Here is a 19,135-nt window from a genome sequence, read left to right as displayed (position 1 = left end):
AATACGTCCGCCTATCCCGAAAACGGTTAGCCCAAAGACCGTTCTCGCGCCTATCCGCTTGAACGGGCTAAGGCAGGTGTCTCCTTGGCGATGCCACCACCGCCCACAAACCCGTGCCGCGAGTACTTTGGGCGGCAATCGATGAAGGATCTTTGACAATGGAGCTTGGTTTTCTTGGTATTGGCAGTATCGCCAGCGCCGTGGCACAGGGCTGCGTCGAGGGTGGGCATGAAATCCGGATCAGCGAACGCAGTGCCACACGTTCTTCGGCCATGGCGGCGGCGTATGGCAATGTGTCCGTGGCAGATATGCAGTCGATCGCGGATCACGCCGAAGTGGTATTTTTGGGTACGACAGCAGAAACCGCGCCCGTTGCATTGACCCCTCTATCGTTTCGCGCGGGGCAAAAGGTCGTCTCATTTATGGTAGGCATCGAGACCGATGAAATCGAAAAGCTGATCGCGCCCGTCAAGTTTGAGGCAGTCATGATCCCATTTCCGTCGATTGCCGAAGGCAATTCGCCTGTGCTCGCCTATCCTCACTCGGATGTCATTGACGCGATTTTTGGCACCTCCAACGCGGTGGTGTCCGTGACGAGCAAAGCCGCGCTTAATGACTTCCTCGCCGCACAAGCCGTTCTGTCACCCATAGTCAAGCTCTTGGCGACTGCCGTTGACTGGCTGGCGATGCGGACCGGTGATTATCACGGATCAGAGCAGTTTCTGCGCCTGCTGGTCGGCGGATCTCTGATGGCCAAACCGATGGATGCCCATAAGGCCCTGCCTGAGTTGATCGAGGCGCTGAACACTCCGGGCGGCCTCAACCGGCAGTTCCGGGAACAAATGGAAAGTGATGGCGCCTTCGCGGCTGCCAAACGTGGCCTGGACGATCTTGCAAACCGCCTTTCGGAAGAGAGCTGAAGGACGGAAGTACGCACAAATCTTCGAGTGCGTGGCGCTTGGAAAGCCGCGGGAGAGGCTTCAAAATGCTGCATTCAGAGCGTGTGGGTTCAACTGACTAATCGCAAAGCACTTTTTAATGTAGACCGGTACGTAGCCTTCCATGGCCAGACCGGCCTGCATGACAAAGGAATCCCCGGCGCGGAAATGGGCTGTCCGTTTCGTTCCCATAGCTCGTCTCCTTTGCTGCAATAAATGCTATCAAAGGAGCGGCATCAAACCGCGACACGTCCACTCCGTTGACGACACAGTAGACGAGCCTCGCCGCTGCCATCTGCCGCCCTCGGAACCGCACCACGGGCCGCTGTTGCGCGGCTTTTACCCAGCATTTCGCGAACAAGAGGTCAAAGCTTCACTTAGCCATTAAAAATAGGGAGTTTGGAGCTCAGCTTCACCCCAACACAGCTTGTACAGCCCGCAGCGTCGCTGCCACCACTTGATCAGCTTCCGCACGGCTAAGACAGAACGGAGGTGCAAAGCCCAGGATATCCCCCTGCGGCATGGCGCGGGCGATGACCTTGTCCTGTTCCAGCAATTTGGCCGAGATCTGCGGTCCGATCTTGTTTGCGGCATCAAAGAAAATGCGGCTGTCCTTGTCCTTCACAAATTCTACGGCACACAGCATACCCTCGCCGCGCACGTCGCCCACATTGGCGTGACGGGACAGTGCCTCTGCCATGGTGGCGGTCAGATAGGCGCCGACCTCGCCTGCGTTCTGCACCAGGTTCAGCTCATCGATCAGCTTGAGGTTGGCAACACCCGCTGCCGCACCGATCGGGTGCGCCGAATAGGTCCAGCCATGGCCGATCGGACCGTTTTCGTCGGTGCCTTGTTCCAGGACCTTCCAAACCTTGTCTGAAATGATGGAGCCGGACAGAGGCGCATATGCCGAGGTGAGGCCCTTGGCGATGGTGATGATGTCAGCCTCGATACCGTAGTGGTCCGAACCGAACATACTGCCGAGACGTCCAAAACCGGTGACAACCTCATCAGCAACCAGCAGGATGCCGTGCTTTTTGAGCACCGCCTGAATTGCTTCCCAGTAGCCTGCAGGCGGCGGTACGATGCCGCCGGTGCCCAGAACCGGCTCACCGATGAAGGCAGCGATAGTATCTGCGCCCTCACGCTCGATCAGTGCCTCCAGTTCGGCGGCGCAATGAGCGACGAACTGTTCCTCGGACTGGTCCAAGTTGTTGCGGCGGTAGTAGTACGGGGCCTCGGTGTGGATCACTTGTTCGATTGGAAGGTCGAACTTCTTGTGGAACAGCTCCAGCCCGGTCAAGGAGCCGGTGACCAGCCCGGATCCGTGATAGCCGCGCCAGCGGGAGATGATCTTTTTCTTCTCCGGGCGGCCCAGGATGTTGTTGTAGTACCAGATCAGCTTGACGTTGGTTTCATTCGCGTCCGAACCGCCGAGGCCGAAATAGACCTTGGACATGTTCGCAGGCGCGCGGTCCAGGATCATCTTGGACAATGTGATCGAGGCTTCGGTACCGTGGCCAACATAGGAATGATAATAGGCCAGCTCCTTGGCCTGGTCCCCGATCGCTTCGGCGATTTCCTGGCGGCCATAGCCCACGTTCACGCAGTAGAGACCGGCAAAGGCATCCAGCAGCTTGTTGCCGTCGCGGTCTTCGATGAAGACACCGGATGCGGTTTTGATCACCCGGCTCGGGCTTTCACCGCGGGCGTGCTGGGCCAGATGGGTCGAGGGGTGGAAAAAATTCTCGCGGTCCCATTGATCGAGTTGGTCGTTCTTCAGCATCGTGTTTCCTTTATCAGTTCTGCGGCAAGACGGAATTCTGCGAGAATTCCGGCGTGGAATTCGGGAGTGTCCCGCCTCTTTGATGATGCGGATTTGCCGTGCAAATCCGGGCCGAAATCCGCGCCGGATTTCGGTGTTTCAGGCCCAGTCCCGGCAAAGGTATTTGATCTCGGTGAATTCCTCCATGCCCAGGCGGGCGCCTTCGCGGCCAAGGCCGGACTGCTTGGTTCCGCCAAAGGGGATCGGTGCACCGGTGACTTTGGTGCGGTTCACTGCCACCATGCCGTATTGCAGCGCCCGGCTGAGGCGGTAGATGCGGCGCGGGTCGTGGCTGTGGAGATAGGCCACCAGCCCATACTCGCTGTCATTGGCGCGGGCGATCACCTCTTCCTCGGTATCGAAAGGGGTGATGGGGGCGACGGGGCCAAATGTCTCCTCAGACATGATCAGCGCCTCCGCCGGCACGCCGGTCAGTACCGTCGGCTCATAAAACAGCACCCCCAGCGGATGCCGCTTGCCGCCGCAGGCCAGCGTGGCGCCCTTGGCCAGCGCGTCGGCCACATGCTCCTCCTGCTTTTGCACCGCTTTTTCGTTCATCAGCGGCCCTAGGTCACAGTCATCCATGCCCTTGCCGATGGTCAGGGCCTTGGCAGCTGCGGTGAACTTCGCACAGAATTCCGCATAGACCGGCCGCTCCACAAAGATCCGGTTGGCGCCCAGGCAGTCCTGGCCGGAGGTGGCGAATTTAGCCTTGATCGCCTCATCCACCGCCTTGTCCAGATTACAGCCTTTGAAGACGATCACCGGCGCATGGCCGCCCAACTCCATCACCAGCCGTTTCACCGTGTCCGCCGACTGACGGTACAGCAGCTTGCCGATACTGGTGGAGCCGGTGAAGGACAGGGCGCGCACGCGGGTGTCTCGGGTCCAGGGCTCAACGATGGCGGAGGCACTGCCAGTCACCACGTTGAAAACACCAGCTGGGAAACCCGCGCGTTCGGCCAGCTCTGCCAGCGCAAGGGCGCTGAACGGGGTTTCCCCCGAAGGATGCGCCACAACAGTGCAACCTGCCGCCAGTGCTGCCGCCGCTTTGCGGGTCAGCATGGCAGAGGGAAAGTTCCAGGGTGTGATCAGCGCCGCTACGCCCACCGGCTCGCGCCACAGTTCCACTTCGGCGTCGGGCAAATGGCTGGTCACACCTTCGATGTTGGGGCGTTTGGCCTCTTCAGCGTAGAATTCCACAAAGGCGGCGCCATAGTCGATCTCGCCGCGCGCCTCAGAGAGGGGTTTGCCCTGTTCCAGCACCATGATGCGGGAGAGGTCTTCCTTGTGTTCCAACTGCAGCTCAAACCAGCGGCGCAGGATAGAGGCGCGCTGTTGTGGCAAAAGGCCTGCCCAGGCCGGGAAAGCTGCCTGTGCCGCATCCACGGCGGCAGAGGATTCTTCTGCAGACTGGCTGGCGACGTGGCCAAGCTCAACACCATCCGCGGGATCGCTGACCGGGAAGGTTTCGCCGCTTGCAGCGGCGCACCACTTTCCATTTATATAGGAAAATGAACGCACTAACGCCTTGTCGGCAATGTCCGCGCGGGCAGAGAGAGCAGTCTCTGTCATGGAAGTTCTCCTGTGCTTTACAGGAGAACTTGCCTGATGCTGGCAGAAGAAGTGTCTGAAGTTTCCTGAAACAGCAGAAGAAACAGCTGGCTTCTGCGCCAACCAGCTTGATTTGAAGGTATTACCCGCCGGACGGGTTCATCTGCCGCTTGATGACGCCGGCTCCCATGAAGCCGCCATCGATCGGCAGCACAACTCCGCTGACGTAAGCAGCCCCGGAACTCAGGAGGAACTCCGCCGCAGCACCAACTTCATCTGGGGCTCCGTAGCGGTTGGCAGGAATACCGCTGCAATAGGCGGTTCTGGTCTCCGCGTCATGCATGCGGCTGACCAGCTCGGTTTCAATGGCGCCAGGCGCCATGGCATTGACCGTGATTCCTAGTTCGGCCAGCTCAACCGCCATGACCCGGGTCAATGCATGAACGCCCCCCTTGCTGGCCCCGTACGCAGAGCGCCCGGTTCCACCGCGTTCACCGGCGGCGGACCCCATCAGCAGGATGCGGCCATAGCCTTGACCGGCCATCATCCGCACCGCGCCGCGCGCGCACAGGAATGTCCCGGTCAAATTGATGCCGATCAGCCGGTTCCAATCATCCAGAGAGGTGTCGAGGATGGTTTTTTCCACACCGATCCCGGCGCAATGTGCCATTCCGTGCAATGTCCCGCCAAATTGCTGAACGGCAGCGAACATCGCCTCGACGTCGGCTTCGCGGCTGATATCAGCCTCTATCGCCAAAGCTTCGGCGCCTGCATCGCGCGATTCGGAAGCCGTGGTTTCGGCTGTGTCCGCGTTGCGGTCCGCAATGGCCAGTTTGGCACCGGCATCTGCAAGCCGATGGGCAATTGCCTGCCCGATCCCGCTTCCGCCGCCTGTTACCAGGATATTTTGCCCCGAAAACGTGCCCATGCCGCAGCCTCCTCCACTACCCTGACACCAAGCCTAACCTGCTGCCCGCAAACTGTTTGGGTCTGCATACGACTGGATTCCACCTGAAACTGCCGTTTCAGTCCTGCCGCAGCAGAACATCCAGAGGCGGTGCGCCGGCCCCTTTTACAGGTTTGGTCACAACATAGGTGAAGTAACGGGAAAGTCCGATACGGGCGTCTAGCATCTCGTCGATCAGCCGTTGATAGGCATCGATGTCGCAAGTCACGATCTGCAGCAGGTAGTCAAACCCGCCCCCCAGCGCCCAGCAGGCGGTAACTTCGTCATAGCGCTGCATTGCGGCTTCAAATGCGCGGAAGCTGGCAGCGGTGTGGTCGGCAATCTCAGCTGCGACAAACACCGTCACATGCGGCGCCAGTTTCTTGAGGTTGATGCGGGCGCCGTAGCCTTCGATCAGACCCGCCTGCTCCAGCTTCTTCAACCGGTCCCAGCAGGGCGTCGGCGACAGGCCGATCCGGTCGGCCAGCGCGGCCTTGGTGATGCGGCCCTCGGTTGAGAGCACGCGCAGGATGTCGAGATCGCGCTGGTCCAGTTGCATGTCTTCCGCCTATCAGCCGCCGGTGACGCCGACAACCGCAACGCAGTCTCCGGATTTGATCAGCCCGGGGAAATGGCGGCTGATCACCAGCCCGGCACGGCGGGCACGGTACTCCACCGGCGGCTGCCCGGTGCGGTCCAGCGGCCAGACGCGGCCAACCAGATCCCCCTTGGCCACTGACGCGCCCAGATCGGCCATAATCTCAAACAGCCCGTCGCTCTCGCTGAACAGGAAGCAATCATCGTCCGGCATCGTCAGGTTTACGGTCTCTTCCAGCTGCATCTCACCCTTCAGGATGCCCGCATAGATCAGCACATTGCGCAGCCCCTTCTTGGCAATAGCATTGCTGCGTGCCGTGGAAGAGCCGCCGCCGCCCAGTTCGGTGGTGACCAGAACCTTGCCCATCCCCTCGACCGCGGTGTCGTACATGCCGCCGCTGTCGATCTCCAAAAGCTCCACCGAATAGGGTGCATTGAACGCCTTCATGGCTGCAAAGCAGGCCTCCTGCGTCGCCTTGTTCTCCAGGATATGGGCAGCGGCAAAGGGCACGAAATCCAGCGTCTTGCCGCCGGAGTGGAAATCAACCGCCAGATCCGCCATCGGCAAGAGGGTGCGCTGGAAGTAGTCCGCGATCTTCTCGGTCACGGTGCCGTCAGGACGGCCTGGAAAAGACCGGTTCATGTTGCCCTTGTCGATGGGCGAGGTGCGGGTGCCGGCCCGGAATGCCGGGTAGTTGAAGGCCGGCACGATGATCAGACGGCCGGTCACGTCTTCGGCGCGGGTAGTGGCGGCGAATTCGTGCAAGGCAATCGGGCCTTCATATTCGTCGCCATGGTTGGCGCCGGTCATCAGCGCCGTCGGGCCGTCGCCGTTCCTGATCACGGTCAGCGGGATCATCACTGAGCCCCAAGCTGAGTCATCCCGGCTGTATGGCAGCTTCAGGAAACCGTGGTGCACCCCATCCTGATCCAGCGGGATGGTGGGGGAAATCGGGTTTGCCTTCATGGATCAGTCCTTCACGAACATTTTGCGCGGCACATCGGACAAGCACTCCGACCCGTCCACCCCGATGCGAATGCTTTCGGTGATCTCAAAGCCCCAGTCCTCCATCCAGAGGCCGGTCATGAAGTGGAAGGTCATGTTTTCTTCCAGAACAGTGGTATCGCCCGGACGCAGCGACATGGTGCGCTCGCCCCAGTCCGGCGGGTAGCTGACGCCGATCGGATAGCCGGTGCGGTTGTCTTTTTCGATGCCGTATTTTTTCAGCACCTTGAAGAACGCCTTGGCAATGTCCTCGCAAGTGTTGCCGGCCCTGGCCATCTCAAGCCCGGCTTCCATGCCCTCCAGCACGGCCTTTTCCGCATCCAGGAAAGTTTGCGTCGGCTTGCCCAGGAACACCGTGCGCGACAGCGGGCAGTGATAGCGGTGCACAACACCTGCGATTTCAAAGAAAGTACCCTCGCCGGATTTCATCGGCAGGTCGTCCCAGGTCAGATGCGGCGCGGCTGCATCCGGTCCCGACGGCAACAGCGGCACAATAGCGGGGTAGTCGCCGCCAAACCCCAGGGCCTCGTCATAGCGCAAAGCGGAGTCATAGATATCCGCCACCAGATCGCACTTGCGCATCCCCGGTTCGACCTTGTCGAAAATCCGCTGATGCATGCGTTCAACGATCTTGCCGGCCTGGCGCATATAGGTGAGTTCAGGCTCGGACTTCACTGCGCGCTGCCAGTTCACCAGCGCGTTGCTGTTGGCAAAGCGCGCATTCGGCAGATGCGCTTGCAAGGATGCATAGGCGGCAGCCGTGAAATAGTAGTTGTCCATTTCAACGCCGATGGTGCCGTTGCCCAGACCCCGGTCCGCCAGCTGCGCCGACAGGTAATCCATCGGGTGGCGTTCAGGCGATTGCACGTAATGGTCCGGATAGCCAATGATACTGGCGGGTTCCATGAAGCAGGTGCGCAGGGCACCATTGGCATCCTGGCCGCGGCCGTACCAGAGCGGCTCGCCCTCCAGGCCCAGCACGACGCACTGATGCACATAGAACGACCAGCCGTCATAGCCAGTCAACCAATTCATATTCGAGGGGTCGGTGACGATCAAAAGATCAATGCCGCGGCGGGCCATCTCGGACCGGGTTTTTTTGATACGCGCCTGGTATTCAGAGCGGGAGAAATACAGCTTGGGGTCTGCCATATGCGTGGTTCCTGGTTGATCAGCTGGTAAAAGTGGTGCCGGCGCCCGCCGCATCTGCGCGGGAGCCTGCAAGAGTTGCGATGGCGGTGTCCTGAACGCCGGTGCCGGTCAGGTCGGCGATGATCAGATCACCGTCCGACTGGCGGCCGGGGGTCTTGCCTGAGGTGACATCCCCCAGTTCGGAAAAACTGCGATCCTTGGCGATCAGCCCCGCCTTGGTGGCGCTGCGCAGCTCGCCCTTGACTGCACACTGTGCCTGGCTGTCTGGCACATACAAGGCTGCCTTGGTCAGGCAGGCAGGCTCAAGCTCGCATTTGTGCTCCTGATCCGACCCCATGGCGATGACCAATTGCCCCGGCTTCAGCCACTCCGCCTTGATCACAGGTTCGGCTGCGGGGGTGGTGGTGACCACGATGTCAGCTGACAAAACGGCTTCTCTGATGCCCGTGCTGACCGAAATTTCCAGCCCAAGCTCTTCGCGCAGGCTTGCAGCAGCGGCCTCAGCCTTGGCAATATCCCGTGCCCAGATCACGGCGCTTTTGATTTCGCGCACCAGTGTCATTGCTTGAAGCTGCATTTTCGCCTGCACGCCGGCGCCGATGATGCAGACATGCGCCGCGTCCGCGCGCGCGAGGTGGCGTGCGGCGACAGCACCAGCAGCGGCGGTGCGCACGTCGGTGAGATAGCCATTGTCCAAGAGCAGCGCCTCAAGAATGCCGGTCTTGCTGGAAAACACCACCATCAGACCAGTGGTGCTCGGCAGACCGAGCTTAGGATTGTTGAAAAAACCGGGGCTCATCTTCATGGCAAAGCTGTCGATACCCGGCACATAGGCGGTTTTCACACAGACCTCGCCATTGTGGTCAGGCACAGGCAGCGTCAGGATCGGCGGCATCACCACCTTGCCCCCGGCAAGGGTCGTGAAGCTCCGCTCGACGCAATCCACCGCGTCCTTATCCAACGGCACCAGATCGCGCAGTTCCGCTTCGGTCAGAATCTTGATGTCAGGCATCTGCCCCTCCCTTGGTCTTGGCCGCCACGTCGACATCTTCACCATCGATGATCCGCTTGTGCAGGGCCATGTCGATGTTCTGGCCGCTGACGAGCGACACACAGCGCCCCGGGTTTTCGATTCTGCCGGCCAGCAGGGCAGCGATGCCGACGCTGCCGGAACCTTCGATCACCTGGCGTTCTTCGAAATACGCATGACGGATCGCCGCCGCGATTTCTGTTTCGGAAACCAGCACCACGTCATCGACAAAAGCTTTGGTCATTTCAAAAGTATAGGCATTGTCCAGCCCGATGCCACCACCCAGGGAGTCGGCAAGAGTCGGCAGCTCTTCGACCTGCACCGGTTTGCCCGCCTGCAGGCATTCAAACATTGCTGCGCCGCGTTCCATCGACACGCCAATCACGCGGATTTTCGGGTTCACTGCTTTCATCACCATCGCCACGCCGGAAATCAGCCCGCCACCGGACAGCGGCACCAGCACGGTGTCCAGATCCGGCGCCTGTTCCAGAATTTCCAGCGCCACGGTGCTTTGGCCCGCGATGATGCTGCGGTGATCAAAGGGCGGCAGCATGGTCATGCCGTCCGCCACCAGCCTGTCGACCTCCACCTGCGCATCGTCCTGCGAGCGGCCCGCAATGCGCACTTCGGCGCCGTGGGATTTGATGCCCTCGACCTTGTTCTGCGGCACCAGCTTCGACATGCAAATGATGCAGCGCACCCCGGCCTGCGCTGCCGCATAGGCCAGCCCGCGCCCGTGGTTGCCGGTGGACACGCCAACCACACCCGCCGTGCGCTGTTCATTGGTCAGCGACAAAACTGCATTGGTGGCACCGCGCAGTTTGAAACTGCCAGTGATCTGGGTGCTTTCCAGCTTCAACGAAACCTCTCCGCCGCAAAGCGCGCTGAGAGAGGGCGAAGATACCAGTGCCGTCTGCCGGATACGCCCGGCAATCCGCGCCCGGGCCTGATAGCTGTCCTGAAGGGTGATTTTGCCAGTCATTGGAATTGTTTAGCCTATCTAGAGTTCAAAAAGCCTGCCGAAACCTTTCACCGGATCCGTGATCCCGGCCAAGCGCAGGCACCGCCAGACCATCGCCTGGTTTGAGCTGACAACCGGCTTGCCCAGCCGGTCCTCAATCCGCTCAATGCAAACAGCAGCCCGCAGGGCGGTGCAGGACAGGAAAAGCACATCGGCTGATGACTCACAGGCGGCGATCCCGGCCTCGATGATGCTGTCCTCGGAAATCCGCGCCATTTGGCGATCATCTGTCAGACCGAAACAGGCGGCATTGACCACCTCTGGGCCGTGTACCGCGAAATATTGCGCCATCTCATCTGTGACTTCGGGGCTGTAAGGGGTCAGCAGCGACACCCGCCTGGCCTCCAGTGCTGCAAAGGCATCGAAGGCTGCAGAGCTGGGGGTGACGCAGGGAGTATCCGGCTTGGCGGTGCTCAAGCTGCGCGCGACGGCATCATTGCCCAGCACGATGGAGGCCGCAGTGCAGCCGTAGGCCACCACATCCACCGTTTCGCCGGGCAGGATCTGCGCCGCTGCTTCGGTCAGCCGCGGGCCGGTTTTCAGCAAAGTTTCCCTGGTGGTTGGATTTTCGAATTCGATGCGGTTTGTGTAGACGCCGACCCGGTCCGGATCGCAGATCCGGGCAAAGTCGCGTTCCGACGTGTGGTCGGTCGCCAGCGCCACCAGCGCGATCCGCTTTTTCACCGGGCGGTCATCCAGCCGGGCTGGAACACGCGACGGCGCGGATTGGATATCAAGAGCCATTTTTGCTTTCCTAAACAACAAGAACCGGGGTTTCGGCCAGGCTCGTTACCTTGTGAGAGACACTGCCCAGCAGCACCCCTTCCACCGAGCCAAGGCCGCGGCTGCCGATCGCGATCAGGTCATGCCTGTGCTCCCTGGCAAACCCCGTGATGGTGCGCGCCACCGGCCCCGCTTTAACAAAGGCGCGGGGTGTTCGAGAGCCGCTCGCCGCCGCCAGCGCCTTGCCGCGCTCGGCCACCTCCCTGGCGTGGCTGCGCATGATCTCGTCCAGGTCCTCCGGCTGATCCGGGCGCACCATATGCATCGAGGCCTCCAGCAGCGAATGGTGGCGGTAGACCGTCAGCAGTGTCAGCTGCGCACCGCACAGTTGCGCCAGCTCCGCCGCCTTGGCCAGCGCGGCTTCTGCCCCTTGCGAGCCGTCGAAGGGCACCAGAATGGATGTGAACATCGCCAGTGCTCCTTATTTTGCAAAGGCCAGATCACGCAGGAACAGCGCAATCTGCGGAAAGAAGATCAGTGCCACCGACACCGCCAGCAGCATTAGGATAAACGGCGGCGTGCCACGCACCACCTCGGCATAGGGGCGTTTGAACACGGCAATGGCGGTGAAGATATCGCAGCCGAAGGGCGGCGTGGCCGAGCCAATGGCAACCTGCAGGGTGATGATGGTGCCGACCAGCACCGGATCCAGCCCAACCGATTTCACCACCGGCGCAAAAACCGGCACCAGCACCAGGATCACCACGATGGGATCGACAAACATACAACCGATGAAAAACGCGATGGAGATCACGAACAGCACCCCTAGGGCGCCCATCTCGGCAATCCCGATGGCACCAAGGATCTGCTGCGGCACCTGAGCGAATGAGATAACCCAGGAAAACGCAGCCCCTGCCCCCACCAGAATGAACACGATGGCGGTGACCAGCCCGGTGGATTTTGCGGTTTCATAGACATCCGCCAGCGACATTGAGCGGAACACGGCGACCTCCAGGATCAGCGCATAGAGAACGCAGGCCGCCGCGGCCTCAGTCGGGCTGAAGACGCCGCCGTAGATGCCGCCGATGATGATCACCGGAAACCCCATCGGCCAAAGTGCGGCACGCATGGTCTGCAGCCGCTGGCGCCAGGTGGCCTTGGGCTCGGTCGGCACGTTGTTACGCACGGCGTAGATATAGGCGTAGATGGAAAACAGCAGCAGGATCAGCAGGCCGGGACCAATGCCCGCAATGAACAGCTCGGCAATCGAGGTGCTGGAGACCACCCCGTAGATGATCATGCCGATGGAGGGCGGGATCAGAAAGGCGATGTCGCTGGCATTCACGATCAGCGCCAGCACAAAGCTGTCCTTGTAGCCCGCCTGGAGCATCCGCGGGCGCAGCGGCGAACCGATCGCCACAACGGTCGCCTGAGTCGAGCCGGACACCGCCCCGAACATGGTGCAGGCGGCTGCGGTGGAAATCGCCAGCCCGCCGCGGATATGGCCGATATAGGCCATCACCACATTGATCAGCCGCCCGGCCGACTGGCCGCGGGTCATGATATCGGCGGCAAAGATGAACATCGGCACCGCAATCAGCGAGGCGGGCCGGATGCCGGCCATCATCTGCTGTACCATTGTCTCGGTCCGGGCCAGATCGCCGAACAGCATCAGAAATCCGATGAAGGCGCCGGCAATCAGCGGGATCATCATCGGAAAGCCCAGCAGCAGCAGGGCGATCATGGTCAAAAATATTGTTGCAGCCACGGGTTCGCCCTCAGATTTCGATTTCTTCTGCGTCCTCGTATCCCTCTTGCACATGCGTCGAGAGATAGATGCCGGGGGAGGTCAAGTTGCGCACCGCGGTCAGCAGGTACTGGGCGCCGGTCATGAAGAACCCGGCAGGCACCCAGACCAGGATGACCCAGACCGGGATTTGCAGCGCCGGCAGCACCCGCCCGCGCGCGGCCTGCGAACCGATGTATTTGACCGCGTAAAAGCACAGCAGGAACATGAACCCGGCGGTGACCACGGAGATCACCACCACCATCACCTTGCGCAGGTGCGGCGGCAGCAAGTCATAGATCGCCGACATCCGGATGTGGCGGGCGTTGCGCGCGGCATAGCTGATGCCGGCAAAGGTGATCAGGATGATCAGGATCCGGTTCAGCTCTTCGGTAAAGAAGATGGAGTTTCCCAGCACGAACCGCCCCACCACATTGGCCACGGTATTGGCGGCCATCAGCAGAACCCCTGCCGCTAGCAGGAATGATTCAATGCGGCTGATGGCGCTGTCGATCACACCCAGAAACCCGGGCAGCGCTAATTCGTGTGACTGTTGCATTGCTTCCTCCCCAGGCGCGAATGCTGCTGAGCAGGCAGGACCCGCTCAGCACTGTTTGCAGGACAGGCGTCAGTTGGCGGTGGCCGCCAGGTCTGCCTTCAACTGTTCCAGGATCGCGGCGCCGCTGTCGCCGGTCATCTCGATGAACTTGGCCTCGACCTCAGCCGCCGCTTCCTTGAAGCAGCTACGCTGATCATCGTTCAGCACCGTCACCTGCATTTCCGGTTTGGCTTCCATGATCTTGGCCAGCTCACTCTCGGCAGCCTGCTGCTGGTAAACTACGGTGTGGTCATAGGCGGCCTGCGCCGCGTTTTGCACAACCTGCTGCTCCTCGGCGCTGAGGCCGTCATAGAAGTCTTTGTTGGCCATCACCGCGGTGGTGAAGTTGTTGTGGCCGGCGTAGGTGATGTAATCTGTGACCTCATAGATCTTGGTTGAATAGAGGAAGAACGTCGGGTTCTCCTGCCCCTGGATCACATTGGTCTGCAGCCCGCCGTAAACCTCGCCCCAGGGCAGCGGCGTCGGGGTGGCGCCAAAGGCTTTGTAGCTTTCGACCAGCAGTGGGTTGGTCATCACCCGGAACTTCACCTCGTCCAGATCGGCGCAGGTGGTGACCGGTGTCTTGGTGGTCATCGCCACTTCGCCTTCGGGGAACATGTTCAGCAATTCCAGCCCCTGCTCGGCATAAAGCGGCTTGAACATGCCGTTGATCGCCTTGCTCTCCTTGTAAAAGCGCGCCAGGTGATCCTGATCGGTCGGCAGCAGATAGGGCACAAAGAACACCTGCGCTTCGGGAATCAGCGAGCCGGTAAAGCCCGGCGACTGGTCCACAAACTGCAGGATACCGTCCTGGGTCTGCTCCATGATGTCAGCCGATTCACCCAGTGTGCCATAGGGGAACAGCTGGATCTCGTGATCCGAGTTCGCCTCGATCTCTTCCTTGAATTTCTGCGCATAGACGCCCTGCACATCGGCCATTGCCTCTTCAAAGGCATAGCGCCAAGTGTCGGCCTGCACCGCGCTGTCCGCCAGAACAATCCCCGCCGCAGTCAGGGCACCGAAGGTGATTTTGACAGTTTGAGCCATGTTTTCCTCCCAAGTCTCTTGGGTGCCTGAGCACCGCTGCGCCAGACTTGAAAGGAATTGTACTGCATGTCAATTTTTTTATTGTCGCAGGACAATCAGTATGTAAAGGGCGCTACTCCCTCTGGCGGGCCGCCCAGCATGCCGGCGATCAGCTCTAACGCCTGCCTGAACCGCCCCAGATCCTGGACGCTGCCGAGCGACAGACGCACTGCATTCTGCGGCGGCGTCTTGGGGGGCAGGAACGGCGCATCCGGGGCCACTGCAACTTTCAATTCGCGCGCGTAAGACACGAAACTGCTGGTGCTCCAGCCTTTGGGAAGCGGCAGCCATAGATGCAATGCAGAGGGATGGCCCTGCCAGTGCCAGCCTTTCAGCACCTCAGCGGCGATTCCATGGCGCGCCGCCAGCGCACGCCGCTGCCACTGCGCCAGCTCCAGCGCGGTGCCGTCCTGCACCCAGCGGGTGGCCAGCTCGCACATCAGTGGTGTCGCCATCCAACCGAACACGACAATCCGCCCGGTCAATGCCGGCAGCAGGTGCTCCGGCGCCGCCATGTAACCTGCGCGCAACCCCGACACAGTGCATTTGGTAAAGGTGGTCAAATAGATTGAACGCTCCGGCGCGAGAGCAGTGACCGCCACCGGCCGGCCCTCGGCAACCGGACCAAAGGCATCGTTTTCGATGATGTGCAGATCGTGTTTACGGGCGACATCCACCAGCGCGCGGCGGCGTTCCTCAGGCATCATACCCGCCGTCGTGTTGGCCAAGGATGGAAGTAAAAACAAAACTTTAGGTTTGCTTCCCTGACAAAACCGCTCCAGCGCATCCGGAAGGATGCCATCCCCATCCACATCAACCCCTGCAAGGTTCAGGCCCAGATAAGAACAACCCGAAACCAGCAAATGATGCGTGACCTTGTCTGACACCACCGTGTCGCCAGGCCGGGTCAGCGCCGACAGCGCCGCTGACATGCCATGACTGACCCCATTGGTCATAATGATCCGCTCCGGCGGCACCTCCAAACCGCAATGCCGCAGCCATTGCGATCCGGCGGCACGGTGGGCGTCATGACCGATATTCGGGCGGCAGGACAGATAGTAGCTCGGGTCCAACCCCTCCGGCAGTTCCCTCAGCGCTTGTTCGAACCGCTCAGCATGCTGCTGCGAGAATGCCGGGCGTGAAATCGACAGGTCGAAACCGCCACCGCGTTCAGAGCTCAGCTGAAACGGCTGATCGTTGGACTTGTCAGGATCCAGAACGTAGCTGCCCCGGCCGACCTGGCCATCAATCAGCCTTTGCCGCCGCAAACTTTCATATGCCTTGCTGACGGTGTGGACACTGAGGCCAAGATCATCGGCCATTTTGCGGTGAGTCGGCAGCTGCGTCCCCTTCGGCAGTTTGCCGTCTGAGATTGCCTTTGCAATGGCCAGCGCAAGACTCGCATGCAGGGGGGAGGTCAAGGTGGAAGGATCAGGATGCCATATTGTCATGCGACATTTTACAATTGGCGGCCCCGGCTTCGCAATACAATTTCCACACAACAGGCTTCCAAAACGCCGGCATTGATCCAACTGCTGGATTGCACCGGTCAAATTCAGCCGCTTATTGATGCATTGACCAGCGACCTCGTCCCTAGACAAAGCACACTTGCAGGTTCAAAGGGCCGGGCGTCAAAAATACCGGGCGGGCCGGTCACGCCAGTTTCAACACCTGTTCGATTACATATTCGGTCTGCGCGTCAGTCTGAGCAGGCCCGATCGGCAGGCTGATCACTTCTGTGGCCAGCGTCTCGGAAACAGGGAACGCACCCTTGCCATAGCCAAGCCCTGCATAGGCGTTCTGCAAATGCGGCGGCTTGGGGTAGTGGATGACGGTCCCGACTCCTGCAGCCTCCAGCCGGGCGCGGAAAGCATCCCGGTCGGGATGGCGCACCACAAAGAGGTGCCAGACCGGGTCCGCCCATTTTGGCACCGCAGGCAACACCAGTCCGGCCGCAGACAGTGCCACCAGGTAACGGGCGGCAATTGCCTGGCGGCGGGCATTCCAGCCATCAAGCACTTGCAGCTTCACTTGCAGCGCCGCCGCCTGGATCGGGTCCAAGCGGCTGTTCTGTCCCGCCAGCTCATGTTCGTATTTAACTGCCGAGCCATAGTTCCGCAGCATCGAGACCCGCTCTGCCAGCTCCGGCGAGGTCGTGGTGAACCCACCGCCATCCCCCAGCGCGCCGAGGTTTTTGCCTGGGTAAAAGCTCCAGCAAGCGGCCTCTCCAAAACTGCCGATCCGCTTGCCCTTGTATCCGGCGCCATGCGCTTGGGCCGCGTCTTCCAGCAGGTGCACCCCGTGCTGCCTAGCCAGTTCTATCAGCGGATCCATGTCGGCGGGCTGGCCATAAAGGTGGACCGGGATGATTGCCTTGGTTCGGGACGTGATGGCGGCGACCACTGCATCCGGGTCGATATTGTGAGTAGCTTCCAGCGGTTCCACCGGGACAATGGCTGCACCGCAAAAGCTGACTGCCAGCCAAGTCGCGATATAGGTGTTCGCGGGCACGATCACTTCATCGCCCGGGCCGATCCCCATTGCCTTCAGCGTCAAAATCAGCGCGTCCAAGCCATTGCCAGTGCCCAGGCAATGCGGCGCACCGGTGTAGCGGGCGAAATCCGCCTCAAACGCCTCCACTTCGGGGCCTAGAATAAAGTAACCCGAACGCGCCACCCGCAGCACGGCTGCCTCCAGCTGATCCTGAATTTCAGCATGGGCGCCCGCGATATCGAGGAAGGGAACCTTCATGCCGCACCTACGGCGGCTTTGAATTCACCATAGTCGCGGATGTAGTCCGCTTCGTCATACACCTCGGAGGTCAGCACCATGCAGACCGCCCCGGAGGAAAAGTTGTCAAGGTAGCGCCACATCATCGGGCAGACATACAGCCCGTAGTATGAGCGGTTCAGGTGGAAACGCTTGGTCTCGGCCCCGTCGTCCAGCAGGATATCAAAACTGCCCGACATGCAGATAATGAACTGATGCAGCGCCTTATGCGCATGCTCGCCGCGATCGGCCCCGCCCGGCACATCGTAGAGGTAATACACCCGCTTGATATCAAAGGGGATATGATTGCCGCCCTCGACAAAAGTCAGGTTGCCCCGGACGTCTGTGATTTTGGGCAAGTCAATGATTTTGCAGTCAGTCAGAGGCACGGAAACCGCCTTCGCATTTGAATGTCCCTTGTGTATATGCATATCTGAACCGGACCAGCAAGCAGCGCCGGCCGCCAGGGCCGCCTCAATCAAGGACAGAGTCCCTCCCATGAGCAAAAAGCTACTGATCATCGGTGCGGGTGAATTCGCCGACATCGCCTATGAGTATTTCACCGTCGACAGCGACTATGAGGTTGCGGGTTTTGCGGTGGAGGCAGAGTTTCTGAACGAGGAAGATAAATTCGGCCTGCCGGTGGTGGCGCTGGAAACCGTGGAGACGGTTTTTCCCGCCTCCGAGGTCGAGGCGCATGTGGCGGTGACTTCAACCAAGTTGAACAGGATCCGTGCGCGGCTGATCGAGATCGCCCGCAGCAAAGGCTACAATCTGGCCAATTTCATCAGCCCTCATGCCATGGTCTGGCGCACAGCAGAGCTGGGCGACAATGTTTTCATCTTTGAAAACAACGTTGTGCAGCACGGGGTCAAAATTGAAAGCGGCTGCGTCCTGTGGTCGGGCAATCACATCGGCCACCAGACCCGGATCCGCGAACACTGTTTCCTGGCGTCGCATGTGGTGGTCTCGGGCTATTGCGATATCGGCGCGCGTAGCTTTGTCGGGGTCAATGCGACCTTTGCCGACAATGTGAAAATCGGCGAGGACAGCTTTGTCGGCATGGCCGCCGCCGTAAACAAGAGCTTTGAAACGCCGGGCCAGATCCTGAACGGCAACCCGGCGGAGCCTGCGAAAGTGTCCTCTTACCGTTACTTCCGGATCAAACAGTAACATGGGCTGGGTCAAGAAAGGGCTGGTGTTTGCCCCGGACGGAAGCCAGGACTGGGCCAGGCATTCCTTTATGACACCCTGCCCCTGGCAGCGGGACGAGGACACCATACGTCTGTTCGGCGGGATGCGGGATGATCAGGGGATCAGCCGGATTGGCTGGATCGACGTCGATGCCTCCGATCCTTTGCAGGTCAAGGCTGTGTCCGAACAGCCCGTGATCGGGCTGGGGGCGCCAGGCATGTTCGATGACAACGGCATGATCCTGGGCGACATTCTGGAAGTCGCAGAGGATGAGCTGCGGCTGTATTATGTCGGCTTTCAGCTGGTGGAGAAGGCCAAGTTCCTGGCCTTCACCGGGCTGGCCATCAGCCGTGACCGGGGCAACAGTTTTGAGCGGGTGCAGCAGACGCCGGTCATCGACCGCTGCCCTGAAGGTGCTTTTATCGGTGCGCTGCATTCCATTGCGGCGCTGCCCGATGGCACTTACCGGGCCTGGATTTCCCGCGGCTTTGGCTGGCAGGACATCGGCGGCCGGCTGTTCCCGCAATATGACTGCTGGACATTGACCAGCACAGACGGCGTGCGCTTTGACAATGCAACCGCGCAGCGGATTATCCCCCCCGCCCCGGAAGAATACCGCATCGGCCGCCCGCGGGCGAACCAGCTGCCGGACGGATCCTGGGAACTGCGCGCGACCTCGGACACGCTGTCAAAGCAGTATGCCAGCTTCCGGTTCATCTCTTCCGACGGGGTGAGCTTTACCCGGACCAGCGACGAGGAACTGCCGCGCGGGACCGCAGGTTCCTGGGACGGTGAGATGACCTGCTATCCGGCGCGGATCGACACTCGCCAGGGCCGCAGCTATCTGTTTTACAATGGCAATAACATGGGCGCGACCGGCGTGGGTGTTGCCTTGCTTGAGGATTGAACC

20 protein-coding genes are annotated in these 19,135 nt (G+C 60.6%); 3 read left to right on the top strand and 17 right to left on the bottom strand.

Going from position 1 to position 19,135, the window contains the following annotated elements; translation table 11 throughout:
- Window positions 1–158 precede the first annotated feature (158 nt).
- Complete coding sequence (locus tag AQUI_RS0112960; protein ID WP_027257895.1) at window positions 159–920, top strand: NAD(P)-binding domain-containing protein; 762 nt, start codon at window positions 159–161, stop codon at window positions 918–920.
- Window positions 921–980: 60 nt separating this feature from the next.
- Here AQUI_RS0112960 and AQUI_RS30740 read toward each other — a convergent pair whose 3' ends face one another.
- The 17 genes from AQUI_RS30740 to AQUI_RS0112875 all read right to left on the bottom strand — a co-directional run bounded on the left by AQUI_RS30740 (window position 981) and on the right by AQUI_RS0112875 (window position 17,420).
- Window positions 981–1,130 (bottom strand): hypothetical protein, encoded by a 150-nt coding sequence (locus AQUI_RS30740; RefSeq protein WP_156916822.1) that lies wholly within the window; start codon window positions 1,128–1,130, stop codon window positions 981–983.
- Between the two features lie 220 nt (window positions 1,131–1,350).
- Window positions 1,351–2,724 carry an aspartate aminotransferase family protein gene (locus AQUI_RS0112950; RefSeq protein ID WP_027257894.1) on the bottom strand — a complete coding sequence of 458 codons (1,374 nt, stop codon included), beginning with the start codon at window positions 2,722–2,724 and terminating at the stop codon, window positions 1,351–1,353.
- Window positions 2,725–2,862: 138 nt separating this feature from the next.
- Window positions 2,863–4,338, bottom strand: a complete 1,476-nt coding sequence (locus AQUI_RS0112945; protein ID WP_027257893.1) for an NAD-dependent succinate-semialdehyde dehydrogenase — start codon at window positions 4,336–4,338, stop codon at window positions 2,863–2,865.
- 121 nt (window positions 4,339–4,459) lie between these two features.
- On the bottom strand, window positions 4,460–5,245 hold the full coding sequence (locus AQUI_RS0112940; RefSeq protein WP_027257892.1) for an SDR family NAD(P)-dependent oxidoreductase: 786 nt from the start codon (window positions 5,243–5,245) through the stop codon (window positions 4,460–4,462).
- Window positions 5,246–5,342: 97 nt separating this feature from the next.
- Complete coding sequence (locus AQUI_RS0112935; RefSeq protein WP_027257891.1) at window positions 5,343–5,822, bottom strand: Lrp/AsnC family transcriptional regulator; 480 nt, start codon at window positions 5,820–5,822, stop codon at window positions 5,343–5,345.
- Between the two features lie 12 nt (window positions 5,823–5,834).
- Window positions 5,835–6,827: a N(2)-acetyl-L-2,4-diaminobutanoate deacetylase DoeB gene (gene doeB, locus AQUI_RS0112930; protein WP_027257890.1), complete on the bottom strand. Its 993-nt coding sequence runs from the start codon at window positions 6,825–6,827 to the stop codon at window positions 5,835–5,837.
- Window positions 6,828–6,830: 3 nt separating this feature from the next.
- A complete protein-coding gene (gene doeA, locus AQUI_RS0112925; protein ID WP_027257889.1) occupies window positions 6,831–8,018 on the bottom strand; it encodes an ectoine hydrolase DoeA in 1,188 nt (395 codons plus the stop codon).
- Between the two features lie 19 nt (window positions 8,019–8,037).
- Window positions 8,038–9,030: an ectoine utilization protein EutC gene (eutC, locus tag AQUI_RS0112920; RefSeq protein ID WP_027257888.1), complete on the bottom strand. Its 993-nt coding sequence runs from the start codon at window positions 9,028–9,030 to the stop codon at window positions 8,038–8,040.
- Window positions 9,023–10,030: a hydroxyectoine utilization dehydratase EutB gene (gene eutB, locus AQUI_RS0112915; RefSeq protein WP_027257887.1), complete on the bottom strand. Its 1,008-nt coding sequence runs from the start codon at window positions 10,028–10,030 to the stop codon at window positions 9,023–9,025. Before eutB ends, eutC begins: the two co-directional genes overlap by 8 nt.
- A gap of 18 nt (window positions 10,031–10,048) precedes the next feature.
- Entirely contained in the window at window positions 10,049–10,813 is a 765-nt protein-coding gene (eutA, locus tag AQUI_RS0112910) for an ectoine utilization protein EutA (protein ID WP_027257886.1), read from the bottom strand.
- Window positions 10,814–10,823: 10 nt separating this feature from the next.
- Complete coding sequence (locus AQUI_RS0112905; protein ID WP_027257885.1) at window positions 10,824–11,261, bottom strand: universal stress protein; 438 nt, start codon at window positions 11,259–11,261, stop codon at window positions 10,824–10,826.
- A gap of 12 nt (window positions 11,262–11,273) precedes the next feature.
- On the bottom strand, window positions 11,274–12,560 hold the full coding sequence (locus AQUI_RS0112900) for a TRAP transporter large permease (RefSeq protein WP_027257884.1): 1,287 nt from the start codon (window positions 12,558–12,560) through the stop codon (window positions 11,274–11,276).
- A gap of 10 nt (window positions 12,561–12,570) precedes the next feature.
- Complete coding sequence (locus AQUI_RS0112895; protein WP_027257883.1) at window positions 12,571–13,137, bottom strand: TRAP transporter small permease; 567 nt, start codon at window positions 13,135–13,137, stop codon at window positions 12,571–12,573.
- Between the two features lie 69 nt (window positions 13,138–13,206).
- The gene (locus tag AQUI_RS0112890; protein WP_027257882.1) at window positions 13,207–14,223 is read right to left on the bottom strand and encodes a TRAP transporter substrate-binding protein; all 1,017 of its coding nucleotides are present in this window, start codon (window positions 14,221–14,223) and stop codon (window positions 13,207–13,209) included.
- A 95-nt stretch (window positions 14,224–14,318) separates the two neighbouring features.
- Complete coding sequence (ehuR, locus tag AQUI_RS0112885; protein WP_027257881.1) at window positions 14,319–15,713, bottom strand: MocR-like ectoine utilization transcription factor EhuR; 1,395 nt, start codon at window positions 15,711–15,713, stop codon at window positions 14,319–14,321.
- Window positions 15,714–15,915: 202 nt separating this feature from the next.
- A complete protein-coding gene (locus AQUI_RS0112880; protein ID WP_027257880.1) occupies window positions 15,916–17,013 on the bottom strand; it encodes a DegT/DnrJ/EryC1/StrS family aminotransferase in 1,098 nt (365 codons plus the stop codon).
- On the bottom strand, window positions 17,010–17,420 hold the full coding sequence (locus tag AQUI_RS0112875) for a sugar 3,4-ketoisomerase (protein ID WP_027257879.1): 411 nt from the start codon (window positions 17,418–17,420) through the stop codon (window positions 17,010–17,012). Before AQUI_RS0112875 ends, AQUI_RS0112880 begins: the two co-directional genes overlap by 4 nt.
- 109 nt (window positions 17,421–17,529) lie before the next feature.
- On the opposite strand from AQUI_RS0112875, the gene AQUI_RS0112870 reads away from it, so the two are divergent.
- Both AQUI_RS0112870 and AQUI_RS0112865 read left to right on the top strand, forming a co-directional pair.
- Window positions 17,530–18,204, top strand: coding sequence for an acetyltransferase (locus tag AQUI_RS0112870; protein WP_027257878.1), 675 nt, complete (start codon window positions 17,530–17,532; stop codon window positions 18,202–18,204).
- 1 nt (window position 18,205) lies between these two features.
- Window positions 18,206–19,132: a hypothetical protein gene (locus AQUI_RS0112865; protein ID WP_027257877.1), complete on the top strand. Its 927-nt coding sequence runs from the start codon at window positions 18,206–18,208 to the stop codon at window positions 19,130–19,132.
- Window positions 19,133–19,135: the final 3 nt, after the last annotated feature.

The organism is Leisingera aquimarina DSM 24565, assembly GCF_000473165.1.
In the GTDB taxonomy this organism is placed as follows: Bacteria; Pseudomonadota; Alphaproteobacteria; order Rhodobacterales; family Rhodobacteraceae; genus Leisingera; species Leisingera aquimarina.
This window is presented reverse-complemented; position numbering and strand designations above follow the sequence as displayed.